The organism is Pseudomonas sp. BIGb0278 (genome assembly GCF_024809895.1).
Taxonomy (GTDB): Bacteria; Pseudomonadota; Gammaproteobacteria; order Pseudomonadales; family Pseudomonadaceae; genus Aquipseudomonas; species Aquipseudomonas shirazensis.
In genome coordinates this window covers 91,442-114,104 of record NZ_JANUEL010000001.1, presented here as the reverse complement: position 1 = coordinate 114,104, position 22,663 = coordinate 91,442, and the positions used below count along the sequence as shown (strand labels likewise).

Sequence of the window (22,663 nt, the reverse complement as noted above, 5' to 3'; positions counted from 1 at the left end):
GCACATGCCAGGTCACACCGCGCCCGTCACTCAAAGCGTTTGTTGCATCGCCAGCCGATCCAACGGGTCGTAGCCGTAAAGGGCGATGGTTGAACGGTCCTCGTCCTTGACGCTGTGCAAGCGCCCCAAGGCATCGTACTGCAGCTCGCGCCCTTCTTCGTCCAGCACCAGGTTGCCATCCAGGTCATAGTCGAGCACGATCCGGCGCGGCGTTTCCTCAAGCCCGCGGACCTCGATACCGGTCAACTGCGCAGGATCGAGCGCATTGTCGAACTGATAGCGGGCGTCAATGGTGCCCCCCTCGAAGCGCGTGCGCACGCGGGTGATGTTGTCCAGGGCGTCCAGATCGAACCGCTGGATCTGGATTTTCTTGCCGTAGGGGTCCACCGGCACGTACGCGTCTTCACCCTCACACTCGTAATGGGTCAATCGGCCTCGCTCGTCGTAGGTGTACGCCTCCTCGCGAAGCCGTTGTCCGCCCTCGCTGAGCGTCTTGGTGACGATCGCATCGACCGCATCGTAGGTCTGCGCCAATACCTGCTGCGCATCGCCAAAATCAAAGTGGCGAGCGGTCTCACGCTCGAAGTCGTCATAGTCCAGGGTGATCTGCACGCTGCGAACAGCCTCATCGGCGTCACGCGTCTGGGTGGTGATCGACGTGTTGCGGCCCAGTGCGTCATAGCTGAAGGTGCTGGTCAGCGTGCCCAGGCTGGTCTGCTCGAGTTGGCCCAGCGGGTTGTAGCTATAGGACTGGACCTGCCCGAGCACATCGGTGTAACTCAACAGGCGACCGGCCAGGCTGTGAACATAAGCCATCTCGTAGCGGGTGCCCTCCTGCACGCGCGCCTCCGACCGCACCTGGCCGGTGCTGAAGTAGGTACGCGAGAGCTCCTCGCCCTGCTCCTTGCAATACAGCAGCCGCGCATTGTGCTTGTCGTAGTCGTATCGCGCCTCGACCCCGGAGCCAATCACCGCCCGCTGCAAGGGTTCCTCACCCAACTGCGGCAGGTACTCATAGCGGATGACCTGGCCACTGGGGGTGACCACCGACTCCGGCTGGCGCATGCCATCGGCGTACTGCAGCACCCGCCGACGGCCACCGGTGATGGTCTCGACCATGCGATCGAGGCCGTCGAACACCTGTTCACCCAGCACACTCTGCGTGGCACCGTCGGCATGCCGCACCTTGATCAGCACCGGCAGGTCTTCATCGCTGTGCTCGGCATACTCGCGCAGCACCTGCGCGGCATCGGCCAGGGTATGCGTGTGCAGGCGGTCGAACTCGTCGTAGGCGAAGGCGGTCTGCGCACCACGGCCGTCGATTTCTCGCGCCGTCCGGCCCAGGCCGTCATAGAAGTACTGGTGCAGGCTCTCGCGCGCATCGTCACAGCGCAGACGTTCGACGCGTACCGGCTTGTCGAACAGATTGTTCCAGATGACGGTCTTGCCAGTGCGCACACGGCCATCCGCCGACTCACGCCACTGGGTGAGGATCGGCCCGTTCGATTCTGGCGTGCCGATCGGATCGACCTGCTCGTGGTTGCGCACGCCGTCGGGGCCGATCACACAGCTGCGCTGGCCCCAACCGTCGTATTCGAAGCGGGTGCGCAGCGGCAGGTCGTCCAACGCCAGCCACTCGTGCTCGATCTCTTCACACAGATTGCCGAGGGCATCGTAGCGGGCACTGTAGCTCAGCCGCGGCGCTTCCTGGGCCAGCCGGGTCGTCGCGTAGTCAGGGTCCTGGCGCATCTGCCGGACCACCCGGTTGAGGCCGTCGACGTAGCTCCAGGTAGTGACGCCCTTGACGTCCGTCATGACCTGCACCGCCTGGTTGCCCGTGGCCGACAGGTAGTAGCTGTAGGCGCGCGCGGCCTTGAACGCTTCCTCGTTCGGCGAGACGGTTTCGCGCACTACACGCCTGAGCGGGTCGTACTCGTAGGCAATCTGCACCTGATTGTCGTCATAGTTGAGCAGCGGCTCACCGATCAGCACCGAGTGGTGCAGGGTGGTGACTTTTTGCGTTTTATCGAACCCCGTCCGGGTAGCCACCGTCTCCACCACCGGGTGCCGGTCGACCACGCGCTGGGCGTAGCGGTAGTCGGTACGGGTGCGCTTGCCGCCCAGGGTGCGCATCTCGCTCAGGCGCCGGCCATGCAGCAGCGGATCGGCCAGAGCGGCCGCGTACTCGACTTGGGTGCGGCTGAGGACCGTGCCGTCACTCACTCGCACCAGCACTTCGCTGTCCTGCAACAGCTCGCCCTTGGCCTGAGCATCGAGGGCGGCCAGCGCGATGTAGGTGTAATCGCGGCGCAGGGCCTCGGCCTGGCCCTCACCGTCGGCGGCCGGCAGCTGGACCTGCGACTTGAGCGTGCGCACAAAGCCTTCCGGATCGCGCGGGCAGCCCTGGCTTTGCGTGGCCGGGTAATAGCTGTAGTGGGTTTGCATCCCATTGGCCTGGACCTCGCGGATGAGGTTGCCGTGGGTGTCGTAGTCGGTGGCGGTCACTTCACTGCGGCGAGCCTGGGGGTTGCCTTGCAAGCGCCACTCGGTGGTCACCGTCTGGGGCAACTGGAAATGTTCAGGCTGGTCGGCGAACGACAGGTCGCTGAGCTCGTGATAGGTGGTTGTCGCCGTTTCGATGCAGCCTTGCTGGGTGGTGACCTGGGCGGTGAGCAAGTGGAAACGGTTGAACTCGCGGGTGATCGTGCGCAGCGCGGCGCCGTCCTGGTAGTGACTGGCCGTCGAGCTGTAGACGAAGCGTGAGCCGGTAAACTTGTACAGGTTGTCCAGACCATCGTTATCCCAGCTCACCCCGGTGCCATTGCCGAGGAAGTTGTTGCTGCTGAACGCGTAGCGCGTCTCGACGTCCGGCTGCCCGGCGCCCGGGCTGATGACATGGCGCCGCACGTACGGCACTGTGCGCCCCTGGCCGCCGGGCAAGGCATGGCCGTCATCCTTGTACTCGATCACTTCGCGGGCACCGACCGGGGTCTGCATGGCGGTCAGGCAGCGCAGCTCACCCACCCGACGATAGGTGAAGGCCCAGCATGCCTGGTCGGCGGTCGGCAACACGACCTTGCCCAGCTCATCACCCGAACGTTCGAGGGTGTAGCGCGCAAAGGCTTCAGTGCCGGGATTGAGGTCGATCTTCACCTGCGCATTGCCGCTGTAATCGATCGCCAGCAGGGTGCGCGGGCGGCCGTCGAGCAGCGTGTCATCGGTGATCGTTTCGAGGCAAGGCGCGCCGTTTACCACGCGGTAGCTCAGGCTGATGCCGTGGCCGCTGGCGGCCAGTACGCGCACTGGCAGCGCCACCGTGTAATCGGGTGCCTGCGGTTCGAGCACCTCGATCAGGCCGGACTTGTGGGCGATGCGCACACGCTTGTGCGCACCCTCGCTGACATTCTCAAAGTGAAAGCTGTCGATCTTGCGTTCAGGGATCACTGCCGTCTGGCCAGGCCCATTGTCGGCCACCTTGAAGCTTTCGCCGGTGTGCAGGCCGAGCATGCCGGTGGTGACGTCGAACTGGGTCAGGTTGAGGCTCCAGCCGACGCCGAAGCCGCTGTCCTGAATGTTCAATGGGTTGTAGCGCAGGCTCAGTGGCAGGTTGGGCCCACTTAGGTGGTTGGCCGGCAGCTCGGGCAGTGCGATGGCCAGGGAATAGAACCCGGTGCGCGGGTCGACACTGCCCTGCACGAAGCTGAGGAAGTTGAAGGCGTTGGAATGAATCAGGGTTTGCTTCGTCATAGGATCGTTTTCGTTCTGATAGCGATGGAAAGTCGCCCCGCGAAGGGGCGACCCACACTTACTGAAGGTCCAGCGTCAGGGTGTTGCGACTGTCTGCTCCGGCACCGAAGGTGACCTTGAGCCGATGCGCAATGCCGAAGTTGTCGATCAGGGTGAACGACAGCGGCGTGTCCAGGACTTTGCGGTAATTTGTGCCTGCGGTGTCATACCAGTAGGCGAGGTTCGGTACCCGATCCAGAGTCAATAGCAGGCTGCCTTCAGCGACGTCTTCCTGGCCCTTGAAGCCATAGTCGAGTTCCTTGAAAGCCACTTGCCGTTCTTGCGCCAACAGCTGCAACTCGGCCTGGTATTCGATACCTGTCGATGTCGGCACTGCGCCCCGGTAGCGGCGCGGTTTGAAGGCGTAGCCGGTGTACGTGCAATACGACTCCTTGAGCAGTTCGCTTTCCCAGCGGATCATCGACGCTTTATCGAAACTAACACTGGTGAATTGCGTGTCCCTTGCGCTGATCACCCAGTAATCGGTGGTGTAGTGCCAGTAGTTGAAGGTATCCAGTGGCTGGCCGTGATCGAAGCCCATGCGACGGGCCACGCGCTTGGGCGCGATCGCGTAGTTGCCAAGGTTCGGTGGCGGTACCACCACCCCTTCGAGCTGCACGACGCCCTTGGTTTCGTCCTTGAGCTCGGAGTAATGCCAGGCATTGGCATGATCCTGGAACTTGGCCTTGAACTTGCGAACCTCTGCCTCCAGGCAATGCACGTACACCGTGACGATGCGTCGGGCATCAGCCGGCGCCAGCTGCGGTGCCGGCGTGGCCTGGGCGCTGCGGTTGGCGGTTGGCAGGTAGTCGAAGCGATTGCGCACCTTGCTCACCGCCCAGTGCTTGCCGTCGCCGGGTTTATCCGGGTCAAGCCCTTCGCGCCCGGGCAGCAGGTAATCGACTTCAGTGCCGTCCTCATGCAGGATCACCAACGTCGACAGCTCCAGGTCGCTGACCGGGTCCCAGGCCGTACCGTCATCGTCCTCGAACGAGTTGGTTTCAAGCAGGATATCGATGCCCACCTGCTGCAACCCATTGGCCAGCACCCGGTTACGGTTGGCGTTGTTGAGCGAAACCTCGAACCTGTTCAGGGTTTTCCAGCGCGCGCGCAGGCTGGCCATTTGTTGCGGGCTGTTACGCTGGTGTTCGATCACTGCAAAGCCGGCGTGCATACCGGCGATGCCGGCGACCACGCTGACCTCGCCCGCGCCGCTCTCAGGCGCCGTGTACTCACCGGTCGCTCGGTCGATTTCGCCGGCACCGAACAGTACCCAGTCATCAGCGGGGAAATCGGCCAGGGCGAACGTCTGAACACCACTGGCGGGCATCGTGCTCACATGGAAGGGTTCGACGTTCAACACTGGCGTGTAGTTGAGAATCGCCACGGTCGCATAACCGCTGTCCGCGCCACGGGTGACCTTGATCCGCTGCAGCACGACCTGCGCCGCACCGGTCTGATCCCCGGGCAGGAACTGCACCGTACCCGGGTTTGCCGGGTCGGGCTGCAGACTGCCGTGCGCTGCGCCCTCCAGCTCCCAGCGCAGGCCGTCACTCTGCGACGCGCTCAGGCTGACCGGGCCATCGCCCTTGCCCCACAGCACCACCCTCGGCGAGATGGCCAGGGACTCGCTGGACTCGACCAGCAACGCCGTACGCGGCTTGCTGTCGGCGGCATCGGCCACGTGTGCGGTGACCACCACCACTTGCTGATCGCTGACGAAATCTTCGCGCGCAGATGCGGTATAGCGGCCTTGACTGATCGCACCGCACGCACGTGGATGGACGAGGTTGCGCGCCGACCATGCGCTGGCGGGTGTTCCGTTCAGCTTGTAACTGACCTGCCGTGAGGCCGCGACACTGCTCAGGGCGGGTTGCAGATCACTGCTTTGCGCAGTGGCCTCGAGGTCACCGAACAGAATCATGTCGTGCGGCAGGTGCTCTTCGCTCATGCGCACCTGATAAGCCTGGGGTAGCAGCATGCGCGTCAGGGTATTGCTGGCCTTCTGGCCCAACAGCGGCGCACGAAGTCTGTCGACCAGCAGGGCGGCATTGTAGTTGCCGCCACCGGTATCCTTCGCCGGCAGCAGGTACGGCAGCGCCGAAGGGACGTCACCTGCGGCGGCACTACCGCGCAACTGCAGGAGCAGCAGCACGGCACCATCGTCTGTCGGTGACGCGCCGCTGCCAGCGCCTTGCGGTGCTTTCTGCGCGACTACATTGAAATCGGCCACCGAGGTTGCGTCATAGCCGAGCATGTCGAGGGTCATCACCGGCAGTATCCACTCGGGGCGTTGCTCACCGAGTTGCTGCTGGATGAAGTTACCCATTGCGCGCCTGGCGATATCGCTCATCCCCAGGTTGCAGGTGGGCTCAGTGGCAGCCCCCAGGTCCAGGATCAACTGGCTCTGGCCGGACGCTTCCAGCGGGACCACCTGCAGCACCGCCTGCATTTCCAAGTGATAGCCCATGCCCTGCAGCAAGCGATGGCTGCGGCGCAGCCAGTCGGGGGCGCCTGGATGCTGGCCGATCGCGTAGCAGGTACCGGCGATCAGCTCCATGCTGACCGTGACCTGCGCCGTTTTCCCGCTGGCATGCTTGAACGACAGCTGAGGCGGGCCGAGCATGAGGTTGTCGAAGACGACCTTCTCGGTGCGGTTTTCCATGAAGTACTCGCCGCTGATCGGCAAGGTGAAATCCTGGGTCGCGAACGCATCGACGAATTGCGCTTCAAGCAACTGATTGAAGCGATTACGTCCCAGCGCGAGGATCGCGCCCCAACCATGCAGGGCATCGCCCTTTTTCAGCTCATCGAGCAGGGTTTGTTTAGCGTTGCCAGTCATGATCAGCCCTTCCTTTGAGTGCTGTGCGCGTGCACATGCTCGACCAATTCGGTGTAGGCCTGGTCATATGGCATCGGCAAGATGGTGTAGCTCCAGACAAGGGCCGGAGAAGTCTTGTCAACCGCGGCAACGATGATGTAGTCACCCTCGGCACCTGGCGTGTAGATCCCTGTTTCAGCCAAGGTGCCCTCACCCTTGACCAGGAACCACTGGGTATTTTCAGCTGGCACCTCCACCGAGCCGCCGCCCCAGCTTTGCCCCCACAAGCCCAGTTTGAGCGTATTGCCCGGTTGCGCAGTAACCTTGAGTTCGGCGGTGGTGGAAATCCAGGGCAGGACGACATCCATGGTCTCTGTTTGTGCACCCGCACTCACCTTGACCGTATCCAGCTGCATCAGGGAGTCGATCGTGCCGCTAGCGCCTGGTTGTTTGGTCGGCGCGACATAGATACGCACCTCCTGGTCCACTGGGATGTCCAGGTCCGAGTCTTCAGCGCCCGGCGTGCGCAAGGTGCCTTTGGCCCCGGGTGCCATCGACCAGGTCAACGGGGCGCCCAGGCTACCGCCGGTCACGACATAGCGGGACGGTTTCGCAGGCGGCTCGCTGGAGAATTGGCCACTGAGCAGGAAGGGGAAGACCGACACGCTGCGGGGAACGACGGTCACCAACGCGCGGCTGAGCTGGTCGCCGACCTTGGCGGTAACGATGACCCGCTTCGACGTACCGGTGATGGTTTCGCTGGCCGGCGCGCTATACACACCGTTGACGATCGTGCCTTTGTCGCCGGTCTCCCCTGGCAGGTGGTCGACAGTCCAGGTCACCGTACCCGAAGGGCGTGGCGTCAGCTGGAAGGTTTGGCTGGTACCCGCAGAGAGCGAGGCATTCAGCGGTTCGACGGCGAATGCGGTGAGCTTGGGTGCCAAGGTGCCCAGCAGTGACAGGTCACCAGGGGCCTGGAGGCTCTCCGGCTCGGCAGCCTGCTCGCTGCGAAACAGCAGGCTGTTCAAGCGCAGGACGTCCAGCGAGACCCCGGCGGCATCTACGGCAGCGGTAAAGGTATCGAACTTCTCGACGACCTGAGCCAGGAGTTTGGGGGCAGTATCACGGCGAATGTAATCCTGGAAGGGGCCGATATTCCAGTTGGTATCGTCCACCTGCTTGACGTCCACAGTGGACGTGACCGCGTCACCCTTGAAAATGACACTGCCTTTGCGCGCACCACTGGTCTGCAGTTCCGATACGAACTTTTTGGTGCAGGTAAAGGTAAACTCAGCCTTTCGGCCCTCTGCCACTACCCACGACTCGGCATATTTGAATCGGGATGAGAAGGTGCCGACCGCCACGGCGCGCCACGAGAAAACAATGTTGTTGTCTTCCACACGGAAATTCAGCGCGCTACGGCTCGGCTGCAGATCGAAGGCATCATAGGCCTGCCATGTCACCCAGTTATCGCCATCGAAGTCATCGCGGCCGGCCGGGAACGCGACATTGGCTGAGCCGAACTCAACCCCTACATTGAAACCATTCTCCACCACATAGGTCGGCACGGTTTCGGTAAAGCCAGGCACACTTCTGAGCAACTTCACCAGTACCTGCTGGGTCCAGCTGGCATTGCTCAAGAGCACGTTCATGGTGTACGGCACATGACCACTGTTCGGCGCAGGCTCGGGCAGCAAGTACGGCATGTCCTGGTCACGGGTTGGAAAATCGCCCCCCTTCGCGCCGTTGAAGGCGACACCGATCACCACTGCGCCCTCTTCTTGCTCAGCCCGATCGGTGCTGGCTACAGATTGCCCGGCGTTGGCCAAGGAATGGGTTCGTACCGCAAACGAGGTGGGGTTGAGCTCACCCTCGACCGGCTTCAGCGTGTTCAGCTCCCACACCCGCTCCTCGATCGGTAGCGCGGCAAAGCTCCGCTGAATAGCGGCGCCGACCTTTTCGTTCAAGTCTTTCCAGCTCGACACTTCGAAGGTGTATCCCGAACCCTCGGAGAGGTCCAGGGTCACCCGTCCCTGATCGGTGATAGTGCCGTTGTTACTTTGGTTGAGGTTGATATTCATGCGCACGGCCGGTGCACTCAGCGGGTCGAGCCGCGACAGCCCCACCAGTTCGATCTGCTCACTGCCGGTCTTTCTGCGCAACTGTTTGAGTTTGCCACCTTGCATAGACATGCTCAAACGGGCCGCCGAACTGCTGATGTTCGAATTGACGAAGGACAGGCTCGGCTTATCCATTGTCAGTTCGGAAACATCGGTCCAGCTGCCGCCTTCGGTTTCCACTCGCACGCTGATCGGTTTCAACCAACGGCTGTTGTCAAAGCGTTCGATATGTTCCTGCGCCAACAGCATGTTGGTTTTGAAACGGTCATACACCAACAGCGCACCCCAGCCTTTGGTGCGGGGTTCACGTTTCAAGTAAGTTAAATAATTTGCGAATGTAAGCTTAGCCATCAGGGTCTTTCTCCTAACCTATCGAGTCGTCATGAACAATTCTGCGAATTGCATGGAATTGCAGGCGATATGAATCGCCAGATAAACCTGGAGTCGATTTGGATTGTTTGCTATCAGTCAGTGTCCTGGAAGGCAGCTTGACAACGTGCCAACCGGGGTTATTGAATGGTATGAACTAGCGGTTCAACGTTAATGTGATACTACGAAACGGCGTGTAATAGTCCCCGCCGTCAAAACTGAGTCGTGGCGAAAGTGTGAAACGTTCGCCCATTACCAGCCCTTGCAGGAATGCCCTGGGCAACTTTGCCTGTACCCCTTTCTCGGCTTGCTCGGCCGTGACCGGAACGCTGTCGAGAATCACCTCCTCGACCTCGCCCGTTGCCGTCAGGCCGCTGGCTACCAGCGTCAGCAGTTGGCCTTCTTTGCCGAACAGCCAGGTCCCCAACGTCAGGTCGGCACCCGCAGCAGGAACCCTCGACAGTGACAGCCCCCCCGCATCAGCCTGGGTACAGTTGATCTGCGGGTAGTTGGCGCTGGGCACCGGCGTGATCCGAAGGTTGTACGGCAGCGAGTCGACATGGCCGTTAGCTCCGATCAACCGGTAGAACACCGGAAAACGCCTGGACTCGTCCCGGTCACCGCGGCCAAAGTTCGCCGGTACATAGTCTTGCGGAATGAGGAAGCGCAGCGGGTTGGCCTCGCTGACCGGCGACTTGGCGACATACTGGCCCAGCGCTGACTGGCCCATCCAGTGAACCTCGGCTCGCTCGCCCGGGGCCAGGGTGTCTGGGGGCACCACCACATAGACTCCGCCTCGGGCCTCGAGAGCGGGTATCCGGCCTGAGCCAGGCGCGTTTTCCGGGATGGCACTTCGGACATCAGCGGCAAGCAAGGTGCGTATCAATGCCACATTGATCAGCAGCTCCCTGGAGCCCAGACTGGCGCCCTCGCGCCCATACTGGTAGGTCAAGCGCACGCTCGCGCCCGCGTTGTGCACCAGGTTTTCGGCAGGCACTCGGAAATACATCGAATCCGCCGTCACGCTGCTGAGGTCTACCCGCGCCGCCTGGATCAGGTCACCCGCCGGGCTACGCCAATGCAGCACGACATGGTCCGACACAGCCATCCCCGGATAACCTGGCACGCGAAGGGTCAAACCGTTGCGAAAGCGTGCCGGGTCCAACGGCTCGCCCTCGGTGTGGCCCTCGATGGCGGGTGCATCGAGCAGGCCGGGGAGCGTTGCGCTCGAGTCGATCTTCCAGCGCTGCGCAGGCGAGTCCAGGCTGCTACCGTCAGCCAGGGCAATGCGGTAATGGCCTTCTACACATCCGTCTTCGAGGAAACTGAACCAGTTCTTGGGAACGTTGGCGGACAGCGGCTTCTTGTCGAAATGGTCTTTGTCCACCGTCAGCACAGTCGACCAGTCATCGTCCTCGACCCCATCTTCGTCGTAGCCCACCAGCTTCACGGTGATCTTGTCACCGACCTGCATGGCCTGGTAAGGCGCGACCACCAGCGTGATGACCCCATTGGAGGGCAACGCCCGTGGCTGCAGGGTCAGGTCATGCGAGGGCAAGGCATGCAGCACCGACAGGGTTTCCGCCGCGGGCTTTGGACGCAGGCCCAGGTAGCAGATCTTGCGCAGTGATTCCGGCCCTTCGTTGACGCTATAGGAATACACCGCCAGCCCCCCTGCGGCGGCGCGAATATCTTCATTCTTGATAATGACTGGATGACCGCTCACCAGATCATCCGGGCCCACCTGACGTACGGCCCCGACATCGTCGAACGGCTCGCCGCTGATACTGGCGCCTATCCAACGCGGCCGGAGCAAGTCACCATCTTGCATACCGGTATATTTGATATAGGTCAGCAGGTCCTGGTTACCCAACGCATCCAGGTCCAATTCATTCGATTCATTCAAATCAGGAACTGACGGTTCTTCGAGCCCTGCCGTCTGTTGCACACTCATGTTTAGCGACCTCAAATCAGAGACGGAACTTATTCAACCGCCGCATCGCCAGCGGTTGCCGGGCCTCAGTTATAAGCCGGGTTGAATGAGTCGAACAGCTGGCACAACTACTAGGCTGCTCACGGTGAACTCACCAGCCCTCTGGATTCGCCAGCTTGCGGCCAGCCTGCGCGCACCTGTGAATGTTACGAGGTGCGCACCCAGTCAAACTCTCCTAGCCTGCCAACTTCAAACAGCGCTGCACGGCACCCGCCAATTGTGCTCACACAGGCCCTGCACGCACGTGTGAACCAAACTTTTAATTCACGAGGTTAGTGTTTCATGACCCATAACAACGCACGCTTGCAATCTGCGGTGATCATCGTCAGCGATCCCGATCAAGATTCAAAGATTCTCAATATCCCGGCAGATGCCAACGGTCGAACCTTCACACTGGACCTCACCCGAGGCAATACCCAACTGGGCAGACCGCGCAAGATTCAAATGGACGACTTACCGTCTGCCACACGCATCACACTCGCGTCCAGACACCTGAACAGTGACGGTACACCACAGTGGTGGATGCGTTTGAAAACCACTCACCAGACTTCAAAGTTGGACAGCCACGACGTCGATTACTTCGTTAATGGTTATCTGGCGAACGACTTTATCAAGGAAGGCCTGGGCATCGTCGTCGATGCAAAGACTGAAAATAATATAACCCGCGACACCCTCGGCAAAGTCACCGTCGACACGTCCCCTGTCCCCCCCACCCACTGAGCTGAGTGGTTTCACCTGGAGCACTGTATGTCTCTGCATTCCAATGCCTTCAACTTCATGAGTTTCGTTCAGGGCAGTGTCGACCCACGCACCGGCCAATATGCACTGGGCATCGACCTGCCGGCACTCAACCCCAACGCACTGTGCGGCCCCGATCTGCCCCTGCAGTTGAGCTTCAACCCGATGAACGAACGCAACAGCGGCTTCGGCATCGGCTGGAGCCTTAAACTGACCCGCTTCAGCCTCGCCGATGGCATGCTCGAGCTGCACACCGGCGAAAGCTTCAAGGTCGCCGATAACGGCCCTGGGCAAACCGCGGTCATCGCGGAGCGCAAACTGGAAAGCTTCCAGTTCAGCAACATCAGCGAAGGCGAACACAAGCGCTTGCGCATTGCCCATAAATCGGGCCTTGTCGAAATCCTCGAACCCCAGGGCCCAGGCTTCGACGTGGCCCTGCCGGTGCGGGTACTGGCGCCCTCCGGGCATGGCATCGACCTGAAGTATCAAGTCCTCAACGGCCAACCGCGCCTGGCGTCGATCAGCGACGACAGCCAACGCACCCTGCTGAGCATCGACTACAGCGGCAACGCCCGGGTACTGCTCGACCTGCACCCCGCGACCGACGCCCATGCCCGCTTCACCCTGGGCCTGGAAGGCGACCAGCTGACCCGGATCACCCTGCCCGGCACCGACCAGGCGGGCTGGGACTTCACCTATCGAACCATTGGCGGCTTGTACTACCTGACTCGCTTGGCCAACCCCATCGGTGGCGTCGAGACGGTGGCCTACAAGGAAGACGGTCACGCGCTTCCGGGGGTCGCACGCACGCTGCCCTATGCCGCCGAACACATTCTCCAGCCTGATCCGCTGGATGAATCCACCCACATGAAGAACACCTACACCTTCAGCAGCAATAACTTTCTCGGCTATGGCGCCGGCGTCACCTGGTCCGACCAGGGCGAGGACAACCTCTACAAGTCGACCCAGGCCAACTTCAGTTACGACTCCACCGCCAGCCATTACCTCGATGGCCAGGTACTGCGCACCGTCAAACGCAGCTTCAACCGTTTCCACCTGATGACCGAACAGGTCACTACCCAACAAGGCTGCATTGAAACCGTCACCACCACCTACCATGAACTGCCCAACCTGCAGTTCGCCGACCAGCCGAACTTCTTTCAATTGCCGCACACGGTGACCAAGACCTGGACCCTGCAGGGCAACTCGCAGGACCGGCGCGCGGAAACCCTGCAAACCCGCTATGACGCGTTTGGCAACCTGATCGAAGAGATCAACGCCAATGGCATACGCACCGTGCGTGAGTACTATCCCAGGACGCAAAGCGACGGCTGCCCGGCGGACCCGGAAGGCTTCGTGCGCAACCTCAAATGCGAGACGGTCTACCCCGCCCCGGTCGACGACGAGACGCTGCCCGCCGCGGCGATCAAACGTAATCGCTATCGCTATGCGCTGCTCTCTGGCCTGACCCAGAACACCCTTCAGGCGCTGCCTGAAGGCTGGCTCGCACTCGCGCAGGAGGACACCTTCGAGGTCACCCTCGATCAGGCCAAGGAACACGAAACGCTGTTGCACAGCAACCGTCGCAGCTACCTGAACCTGCCCGACAAGCCCCATCTGCACGGTCGCCTCGACCAGCATCAGTTCAGCATGAATGGCGTTTCCGCCAGCCGCCGCTGGCGCTACGAGCTGGTCGATGACCCTGCCGGGCAATCGACCTGGCTGCAGACACGCGAGACCTACAGCGCGCCATGCGGCACCCTGGAGACCACTACCCGTTCGGCGCAGTCGATCATCAGCGGCCATCTGGTCGAAGACCATGACACCCTCGGTGTGGTCACCCGCTACCAGTACGATGTGCTCGATCGCCTGGTCGAGCAGACCACCGCGCCCGATGACCCGACCTACCGGGCCACCCGCCGCTTCGCTTACCCGATCCTGCAAGAAGACCGCCGCACGCGCAGCTGCGAGGAAGTCACCGACGCCAAGGGGGTGCTCACGCGCATCGTCTACGACGGCCAGAACCGCCCGATCAGGGAAGAGCGCGAAGTCGCCATGCCAGGCGACCCGCAACAGCGTCTGAAGTACACCGTGTCGACCATGCGCTACGACTCGGTCGGCCGTCTGGTCGGTGAAGCCTTCCATGACTATCCGACGCAGCCGGCGGATGCCCGGGCGCTGACCCCGGACGTCACCCTGAGCTATAGCTACGGTTACGACGGCTGGGGCCGACGCAGTGAAGTGACCCGTCCAGACGGCGTCAGGGAGCTGACCCACTTCACCCCGTTCGGCGACGGTGGCGACCGTCTCACCAACTGGTCCGAGAGCCCGGATGCACCCGGGGTCAAGCAACAGCTGCGGGTCAGCCAACTCAATGCGTTCAACAAGCCGGTATTCGAGTACCGCCAGCTCGAGCAGGGAGACCAGCCAGCGCTCCAGGTGGGGCGTAAGGACTTCGTCTATGACGGGCTCGGCCGCTGCGTCCAGGACACCTTCAGCTTCACTGACAACAGCACCCAGGCAGTACGCCGCGTGACGCAATACACCTATGACGTCTGGGGCCGAATGGTCGAGACCGTGCGTCCGGATGGCAGCGCCCTGATCCGTCACTTCGCCGCGCAGAGCGCCAGTGAACTGACCACCGCCTTGCAGGTGCGCAAAAGTGCCGGCAGCGACGCCGAGACAGTCTGCGAGCGTGCCTTTGACGGCCTGGATCGGCTGGTCAAGGTCAAGGTTGGCCCGCGCCTAGAAGAATACGATTACCGCAGCACCACCCCGCTGGTGGAGAAGCGCACGAGCTACAGCCTCGAGCGCACTGGCAAGGGCCTGCGCAAGCGGGTGATCGGCTACCAGTACCTGCCGCAGCTGACCGTGCAGCCGACCCACGTCAGCGCCCGGATCGAAGTGGAGGGTCAAAGCGCGCCCAGCAGCGAACTGCAGGCCAATTATGCCTACGACGCGGTGAGCGCAGAGATTGCCAGTGCCGCCAATGCCAGCGGTAGCCGCGAATACCACTACTCCGCTCAGGGCCACCTGCGCGCAGAAACCTGGAAAGTCGCCGACCAGCAACAGCATCACAACGCCTACCGGCACTCGCTGCAAGGGCGAATCCAGGCCCGCGAGCACTCGGATGGTCACGACTGCCACTATGCCTATGACAGCCTAGGGCGCGTCACCCGCGTGGACCAGGGCAGCCTGCACTGTACCTTCGGCTACAACAGCGAAGGCTTGCTCGCCTCCACCACCACCCGCGACAGCGACAATGCCGATCGCCAGGTGCAGTGCACGCTGGCCTACGACGCGCTGGGCCGCGAGGTTACCCGCACACTGAGCGTCAATGGCAGCGAACAGCAGGTAGTCAACCTGACCTGGCTGGACAACGACCTTCTTGCGAGCCGTACCTTGCACCGCGCTGGCAAACAGGTGCGCAAAGAGACTTTCGAGTACGATGAGCTCGATCGCCTCTTCGAACATTGCTGTGACGGCGAGGCACTGCCGCGCAATGCCAAAGGGCGGCCGATCAGTCTGCAGCAGTTCCGATTCGACGAACGAGACAACCTCACCCGCTGCGTAACCCAATTCGCCGATGGCACCAGCGACCGAGCCGACTTTACCTACGCGACGGATGGCAGCTTCAAGCTGACCAAAGTGACCCATCGCCTGCTTGAGGATTACCCCGCAGAGCAAGCGTTCGACTACGACGAATTCGGCAACATGCTCAATGACGAGCAGGGGCGCAAGCTTGAATACGACACCCTCGGCCGCCTGCAACGGGTGCTGGAGGTCGACGGTGTGACTCCGTTGGTCGAGTACCAGTACGATGGCCATGATGAGCTGGTGGGCTCGCTGCACGGCGGCACTCGCCAGGTCGACCGGCGCTTCCTAGGTCAGCAATTGCACTGCACCTCGCAAGACGATGTGCTGACCCACTACCTGTATGCCGGCATCCAACCGCTGGGGGTGCAGCACTACCCCGCCGATGCCGACGCCACGCAACTGCTGCTCAGCGACCTGTCGGGCAGCGTCATCGGCGAATGCGATGCGCAGGGCACCCGCCACGCAGACTATAGTGCCTACGGCGAACGGCCCGATGACAATGGCATGCGCAGCCTGCTGGCGTTCAACGGCGAAGCCCGTGAAGAGGCGCTTGGCTGGTACCTGCTGGGCAACGGTTATCGTGCCTACAACCCAGGCTTGATGCGCTTCCACAGTCCGGATTCGCTGAGCCCCGAAGAGGCCGGCATCAACCCCTACCTGTATGCACTGGGCAACCCGGTCAACTGGCGTGACCCCACCGGGCACCGGGCCGAAGGCGTCTCGCCGGATCGCGATCCACCGTCGTATGTCGATCCGCCGGAGAAGCCGAAGACACCGTGGGGCGCATGGATCGGCGTAGGCATCGCCGCCTTGATGCTCGGCGTGGCGGCCTTCACCATGCCGTGGACCGCACCGGCGACCATTGGCCTCACGCTGAGCTATGTTGCCGGTCTGGGCGGGGTGGCAGCCAACGCAGCGGCGCTCGGCATCCAGACCTACACCGCAATTACCGGAGATGACAACGCCAACCTGACCTACATCGCCTACGGGCTCAGTTTCATGGGCGGCTTCATCGGGGCTGCGGGCATCAATGGCACTCGCGCTGCACTTGGCGCAGTCAAGGCGGCGCAGTCTGCGAAAGCCGCGGCCAGTTACCAAGCGGGGAAAAAAGCCTTGTTCGACAATGTCTCCAAGGTCGCCACGGCCACGAGCAAGGTCAAAGGTAATGCGCCAGCGGGGCTGTCGAGGTCGCCGAGTTTGAGTGGACCCACCAGAAGCTCGATCGCCAACTTGCCCGAGCCCGACGCAGCCATGGGAAGCAGAACCGGTTCACAAAGTTGGTCAGGGCTGGACCTAGAGATGTTCGAAAACGCTTCCAGTCCGTCACCAGTCGCTTCCCCGGCACTCTCGCGCGCGAGCTCAGCGTCGAGCGTCAATCCGGTAGCAAACAGTGGCCATACAACTGCCACACCAGGGGCGGCATCCCCATGGAGACCAGTGCCCGCTGACTTTACCCAAGTGGGTAAGGGGCAATACATCGCCTGGAGAGATAATCACCAGCAATGGAGAATCATAAATGGCTAAACCTGAGGGTTGTCGAGCCTGAGCACGCTCTGCGCCATGCAGCGGTAGTCCATATCGCTACGTAGACTACTCCACTGCGAACCAGAGAAATTGCCTACATCCCCCCTTCCGGCGCCAGCCTAACCTAGCGCCCTCGAACCCGATGTACCTGCCGCTGAGGCGGTCGGTACATCGCGGTTCCCCCCACGCTCCAGCCACCACTCACCGATCCGCTGCGATCGGTAGTGCATGCAGTTCAGGATCCTCCCATGTCCCGACTTGACCGGCGCAGGCCTCTGCCGTCGCGCCTGCGCATCGCCCTGCTTCAACCCTTTACGGGCAGTTGCCTGACCCTGGTGCTGAGCGCACCCGCCCTTGCCGAAAGCCCCTCTTCGCAGTTCCAGGCAGGCTTCATGCGCCAACCACCCGGCCAGGCGGCCGAAGCGGGTGCGCTTGCCCTGCAAAGCCTGGCGGCGGATACCCCGCTGACCCCTGGGCGCTATCGGGTGGCACTGCTGGTCAACCTCACGCCCGTCGAAACGCGCGAGATCGAATTCCGTCAGTCTGCCACGGGCAAAGCGTTGCAGGCCTGCCTGACCCGCGACCTGTTGCGCGGCCTGAACCTGCGCGAGCAGGCGCTGGAAACGCCCTTGCCCGATGACGATCGCTGTATCGACCTGGCAGCGCTGATTCCCCAGGCGCGGGTTGATTTCGATCCGTCGCAGCTACGCTTGTCGCTGTCGATCCCACAGATTGCCCTGCGCCAGGATCGCTCCAGCACCGTGACGCAAGAACGCTGGGACACCGGCATCCCGGCCGCCTTCATCAACTACCAGGCGTCTGCCCAGCACAGCAGCCGGCGCGACGGGCGCAACACCCACAGCCAGGACCTCAACCTCAACAGCGGGCTCAATCTGGGGGCCTGGCGCCTGCGCAGCCAACAGTTCCTGCGCGAGGATGAACAGGGCCGGCGCCGCTGGACCCGCACTGACACCTACGCCCAGCGCGACCTGCCGGGCCTGTATGCCAACCTCACCCTGGGTGAAACCTTTACCAGCGGCGACATGTTTCGCTCCTTCGCCTTCTCCGGCGCGCGCCTGGCCTCCGACCAGGGCATGCTGTCCGACACCCTGCAACAGTACGCCCCAGTGATCCGCGGTGTGGCACAAACCCGGGCCAAGGTCGAAGTGCTGCGCAGCGGCTTTCCGATCTACTCGACCTACGTGGCGCCCGGCCCCTACGAAATCGACGACCTGAGTGTCGGCTCCGGCAACGGTGAGCTGGAAATCGTCGTCACCGAGAGCGATGGCCAGGTCAGCCGTTTCATCCAGCCCTATTCATCGATGGGCAGCCTCTTGCGCGAAGGCGTCTGGCGCTACAGCGCCACCGTTGGCAATTACACTGGCGCCAGGCACCTCGACGAGCCGCGCTTCTGGCAGGGCACGCTGGCGCGCGGCGGCGCCTGGGGCACCACCCTTTATGGCGGCCTGCTTGTCAGTGACCACTACCGAGCCGATGTGCTGGGCATGGCCCGCGACTTCGGCGAGCTGGGCGCGTTTTCGCTGGATGTCACCCAGGCCAATACCGACCTGGGTAGCACCCTGGGCCACGTCCAGGGGCAAAGTTACAGCCTGCGTTACGGCAAGACCTTCCAGACCCGCACCAGCCTGCGCTTCGCCGGCTACCGCTACTCCACCGAGGGCTACCGCGACTTTGACGAAGCGGTCCAGCAGCGCTTCGCCGACGCGCGCTTTGCAGGCAGCCGGCGCAGCCGGGTCGAAGCCTCGCTGTACCAGAACCTTGGGCGCAGCAGTTCGCTGAGCCTGACCCTGTCGCAGGAAGACTTCTGGCACAGCAATCAGCAACGCCGTCAGTACCAGTTGCAGTACAACACCCGCGTGGACAAGCTGGGGATCAACCTGTTCGCCTCGCAATCGCTCAGTTCGCGCAACACCGACAGCCGCCAGTTCGGGGTCAGCTTGAGCCTGCCGCTGGACTTTGGCCGCCGCCCGCATACCGCTTCGTTCAACCTGCAACACGTCGATGGCAAGTCCACCGAGCGGGCGAGCCTGCAGGGCGGCATGCTGGATGATCGCCTCAGCTACCATGCCTCGCTCAACAACGATCGGAACCAGCACCAGAACGGCGCCGTATCCCTCGCTTATCAGGGCAGCCAGGCCAGCTTCGGGGCAGGTTACAACGAGTCACGCCAGCAACGCAGCCTGTCCCTGAACGCCAGCGGTGCGGTACTGGTGCATGCCGACGGTATCGCCTTCGGCAGCTATCTGGGCGAAACCCCGGCCCTGGTCCATGTACCCGACGTCGCCAACGTCGGCGTGCAGAACGCGTCCTCGGCTCGCACCGACGCCCAGGGCTATCTGCTGGTCTCGCACCTGAACCCGTATCGGATCAATTCGCTGGTGCTGGACACCGACCAGCTGTCGCCCGAGGTCATCATCGACAATGCCAGCCAGCAGGTGGTGCCGCGCCGGGGCGCGGTGATCAAGGCCCGTTTCGATGCCCGCAAGGTGCTGCGGATGGTGCTGACCCTGCATCAGCCCGACGGCCGCCCGCTGCCCTTCGGCGCTCAGGTCAGCAATGCCCAGGGCGAGGTCCTGGGGAGCGTCGGCCAAGCCGGGCAAACCCTGCTGGCCATCACCGAACCCGGGCTGCAGCAGCTGCAGGTGCGCTGGGGCGACAGCGCTATTCAACACTGCCAGGTGATGCTGGATGCGCAAACGATGCCGTACAGCGACGGCTATCGCCTGCAAACGCTGGCGTGCCTGCCGTACTCCCCTGACGACGCCGCCCCGGCCTCCGCTACCCTCTTACAGGAACACACCTCATGACTTCTGCGCTGCGCAGTACCCTGCGTCCCCTCGTGCTGATCCTGGGCAACCTCGCGCTCGGGCTGGCCTCGACCAACGCCTACGGCAGATGCGCATTTGGCACCGGTGGCGCCTACATGACCTTCGTCAAAGACATGGGCAGCTTCTGGATCCCTCGCGACGCCCCGGTCGGCACCGTCATTGGCAAAGCACGATTATTCGCTCGCAATAACGAGAGCACGACGCTGGAGTGTTTTTATGATGCCGCCACCCCAGTCACCGCCAGGTTGCCCAACACTGCACCGCTGTTCAGCGGCAGCCTGCCACCGGTCGAAGGCAAGAACGTTGATGGTCACGTGCTGCAAACCAATATCCCAGGCGTCGGTGTGTATATCGATTTGGGATATCCCTACGATGGCAGCAGCACCAATAGCTTCAGCCCGGACGCTGTCAACGCAGTCCCCTACTCTGGCGCCATGAGGACCATGACCAGCTTCCCCGCGTCACTGAGCACCATCAATGGCGAGGCGGTGTTCATCAAGACCGGCGACATCGCCGCGGGGCCGCAGCGGATCGCTGGAGAGATGTTCCATGGGATTGTCCACGACCTGGGCAAAGTGCTGGACTACCGGCTCACGGCGACGGTCACTCGCGCGCAATGCTCCCTCAGAGCCGATGCGGTGAGTGCCGACCCGGTGTTGCTGGGTGATCACAAGGTTGAAGACTTCAAGGGCGTCGGCACGCACACGCCGTCTGTACCCTTCCATATCACCCTAAACGATTGCCAGGACAGCAGTGTGCCCGGCGCCACCCGTGCGGATGTCCATGTGTATCTCGACGGTGCCAAAGGCTCTCGGGCAATCGACCCTGATCAAGGCGTGTTCAGCCTGACGAGCACGTCGGACGATATCGGCCTGGGTATTCAGATATTGCGCAGCGACGGCTCGCCGATGCCGCTGCAAGCCGATCAGTTGATGAAAGCCCTGGACATCGGCCTCACCCGCCTGGATTTTCAGGCACGCTATGTTCAGATCGACCCGCGGGTGAAACCGGGCGTGGGTGAAGGCGCGTTGAACTTCACCATCACCTACCGCTGAGCCCTACACGCCCCTGATTCAGGGGCGCCGGCGCAGTCACTGGATCAGCGTGAAAAAATCCAGACGCAAAAAAGGGGACCAGAGGTCCCCTTTTTCGTACTACGTTTGGAGCGGGAAACGAGACTCGAACTCGCGACCCCGACCTTGGCAAGGTCGTGCTCTACCAACTGAGCTATTCCCGCAATGTAAAGCGTGCTTCTGTCGGCGTGAAAGGCTGTACTGCCCTGCACCACCGCTGTTACGTCATGAACGCCACAGTTTGAAAAACTGGAGCGGGAAACGAGACTCGAACTCGCGACCCCGACCTTGGCAAGGTCGTGCTCTACCAACTGAGCTATTCCCGCAAATGGCGTCCCCTAGGGGACTCGAACCCCTGTTACCGCCGTGAAAGGGCGGTGTCCTAGGCCACTAGACGAAGGGGACAATGCCGACGCTTTGCAGCGCACCAGGTACAAGCCCTGGATTTCTTTTTTCGAGCCCTGCCGTGAGGCAAAACCCTGAAAACTGGAGCGGGAAACGAGACTCGAACTCGCGACCCCGACCTTGGCAAGGTCGTGCTCTACCAACTGAGCTATTCCCGCAATGGCGTCCCCTAGGGGACTCGAACCCCTGTTACCGCCGTGAAAGGGCGGTGTCCTAGGCCACTAGACGAAGGGGACACGCTACATCTTCACTATTTATTACTGACTTGCTGCATCTAGCGGTTAGCTTTCCGCTGCAAGTGGCGCGCATTCTAGGGATGCCTTCGAAAGCCGTCAACCCCTTTGTATAAATTTATTGAAATCAATGACTTCGGCGCTGGCTGCGCAGCTATATAGGTAGCGTCCGGGGATTGGCGTTGATTTTCTGACAGCAGCCCGGCAAGCTCGCAGCAAAGTGCCACTAGCGATCGACTGCACTGCAGTTTTTGCCGTGCGAGCCGACACAGGATACAGGCATCGTGCCTGGCGTCCGCCAAGCTGCACTGTTCGCCCTCCAGCGAACTCACTACACTCATTGCAGCAAAACTTATTCATGAGGCGTTAACGGTGACACCACTTCTGATCACTCTGCTCATCGTTGCCGGCATTGCCCTGCTGATCGTTATCGGCTACCTCAACAATGTGGTCGAGAACAGCAAGCTCGAACGCGCACGGCTGAAAATCGAGCTGGCCGAACGTGCCCGCCGCTGTGGCGAAATCAACGAGACGTTCCCCGGGCAGCTGATGAACCCGGCGCTGAAGCTGTTGATGACGCGCCTGGAACACAACGTCACGCAGCGCCAGCTGGCAGTGGACAAGAACAGCGCCCCCCTGAAAGCGCGCCTGGCCGAGCTGGAAGGTTTGATTGCACTGGGCGACAAGCTGCCGGTGAACAACCCACCGAGCCCGATCCAGACCGAAGTCAAAGCCAAGGATGTGCGTTTCCTGCTGGAAGCACTGCACAACCAGATCGTGCGTGCCACCCAGGAAGGCTTCCTGGCCGGCAACGAGGGCAAGTACTGGGTCAAGGAAATCCGCCATATCCTGGTGCTGCTGCACATCGAGTTCTTCAACAACCTCGGCCAGCAGGCACTCCAGCAAAATCAGCCTGGTCAGGCGCGGTTGGCCTTCGAGCGCGGCGTGCAGTACCTGCGCAAGCAGCAGGAGCCCAAGCAGTATGAAGAGCAGTTGACCTATCTGGAGAAGCTGCTGGCCCGCGCCAACGCTATGGTGCTGGACCAGATGGAGCCTGCCGAGAGCGACAACAATGAGTTGACCGAAGGCCTCAAGACCGACGAGGAAGAGACCTGGAAGAAAAAGGTCATCTACGACTGATTGGCATGCTGCATC

Annotated in this window: 9 protein-coding genes and 5 tRNA genes; 5 read left to right on the top strand and 9 right to left on the bottom strand. The window is 62.0% G+C overall.

Annotated elements, in window-relative coordinates; translation table 11 throughout:
* Positions 1 to 30: 30 nt before the first annotated feature.
* The 4 genes from M2396_RS00520 to M2396_RS00505 form a co-directional block, all read right to left on the bottom strand.
* Positions 31 to 3,747 (bottom strand): RHS repeat domain-containing protein, encoded by a 3,717-nt coding sequence (locus M2396_RS00520; RefSeq protein WP_259072339.1) that lies wholly within the window; start codon positions 3,745 to 3,747, stop codon positions 31 to 33.
* Positions 3,748 to 3,805: 58 nt separating this feature from the next.
* Positions 3,806 to 6,628, bottom strand: coding sequence for a hypothetical protein (locus M2396_RS00515; RefSeq protein ID WP_259072337.1), 2,823 nt, complete (start codon positions 6,626 to 6,628; stop codon positions 3,806 to 3,808).
* Positions 6,629 to 6,630: 2 nt separating this feature from the next.
* On the bottom strand, positions 6,631 to 9,042 hold the full coding sequence (locus M2396_RS00510; RefSeq protein WP_259072335.1) for a hypothetical protein: 2,412 nt from the start codon (positions 9,040 to 9,042) through the stop codon (positions 6,631 to 6,633).
* Between the two features lie 211 nt (positions 9,043 to 9,253).
* A complete protein-coding gene (locus M2396_RS00505; RefSeq protein ID WP_150570130.1) occupies positions 9,254 to 11,050 on the bottom strand; it encodes a hypothetical protein in 1,797 nt (598 codons plus the stop codon).
* Between the two features lie 321 nt (positions 11,051 to 11,371).
* Here M2396_RS00505 and M2396_RS00500 point away from each other — a divergent pair, with 321 nt between their 5' ends.
* The 4 genes from M2396_RS00500 to M2396_RS00485 all read left to right on the top strand — a co-directional run bounded on the left by M2396_RS00500 (position 11,372) and on the right by M2396_RS00485 (position 20,852).
* On the top strand, positions 11,372 to 11,809 hold the full coding sequence (locus M2396_RS00500) for a hypothetical protein (protein WP_178080785.1): 438 nt from the start codon (positions 11,372 to 11,374) through the stop codon (positions 11,807 to 11,809).
* 27 nt (positions 11,810 to 11,836) lie between these two features.
* Positions 11,837 to 16,948, top strand: coding sequence for an RHS repeat domain-containing protein (locus M2396_RS00495; RefSeq protein ID WP_259072329.1), 5,112 nt, complete (start codon positions 11,837 to 11,839; stop codon positions 16,946 to 16,948).
* Positions 16,949 to 17,196: 248 nt separating this feature from the next.
* A complete protein-coding gene (locus M2396_RS00490; protein ID WP_259072327.1) occupies positions 17,197 to 19,776 on the top strand; it encodes a fimbria/pilus outer membrane usher protein in 2,580 nt (859 codons plus the stop codon).
* A complete protein-coding gene (locus tag M2396_RS00485; RefSeq protein WP_259072325.1) occupies positions 19,773 to 20,852 on the top strand; it encodes a fimbrial protein in 1,080 nt (359 codons plus the stop codon). Before M2396_RS00490 ends, M2396_RS00485 begins: the two co-directional genes overlap by 4 nt.
* A gap of 106 nt (positions 20,853 to 20,958) precedes the next feature.
* On the opposite strand, the gene M2396_RS00480 is transcribed toward M2396_RS00485, so the two are convergent.
* From M2396_RS00480 to M2396_RS00460, 5 genes are all read right to left on the bottom strand, one after another.
* Positions 20,959 to 21,034, bottom strand: a tRNA-Gly gene (locus M2396_RS00480).
* Positions 21,035 to 21,120: 86 nt separating this feature from the next.
* Positions 21,121 to 21,196, bottom strand: a tRNA-Gly gene (locus M2396_RS00475).
* A 3-nt stretch (positions 21,197 to 21,199) separates the two neighbouring features.
* Positions 21,200 to 21,275 (bottom strand) — tRNA-Glu (locus M2396_RS00470).
* 82 nt (positions 21,276 to 21,357) lie between these two features.
* Positions 21,358 to 21,433: transfer RNA gene (locus M2396_RS00465), tRNA-Gly, on the bottom strand.
* 2 nt (positions 21,434 to 21,435) lie between these two features.
* Positions 21,436 to 21,511, bottom strand: a tRNA-Glu gene (locus tag M2396_RS00460).
* Positions 21,512 to 21,880: 369 nt separating this feature from the next.
* On the opposite strand from M2396_RS00460, the gene M2396_RS00455 reads away from it, so the two are divergent.
* The gene (locus M2396_RS00455; RefSeq protein ID WP_150573100.1) at positions 21,881 to 22,648 is read left to right on the top strand and encodes a hypothetical protein; all 768 of its coding nucleotides are present in this window, start codon (positions 21,881 to 21,883) and stop codon (positions 22,646 to 22,648) included.
* The last annotated feature ends 15 nt before the right edge of the window (positions 22,649 to 22,663 follow it).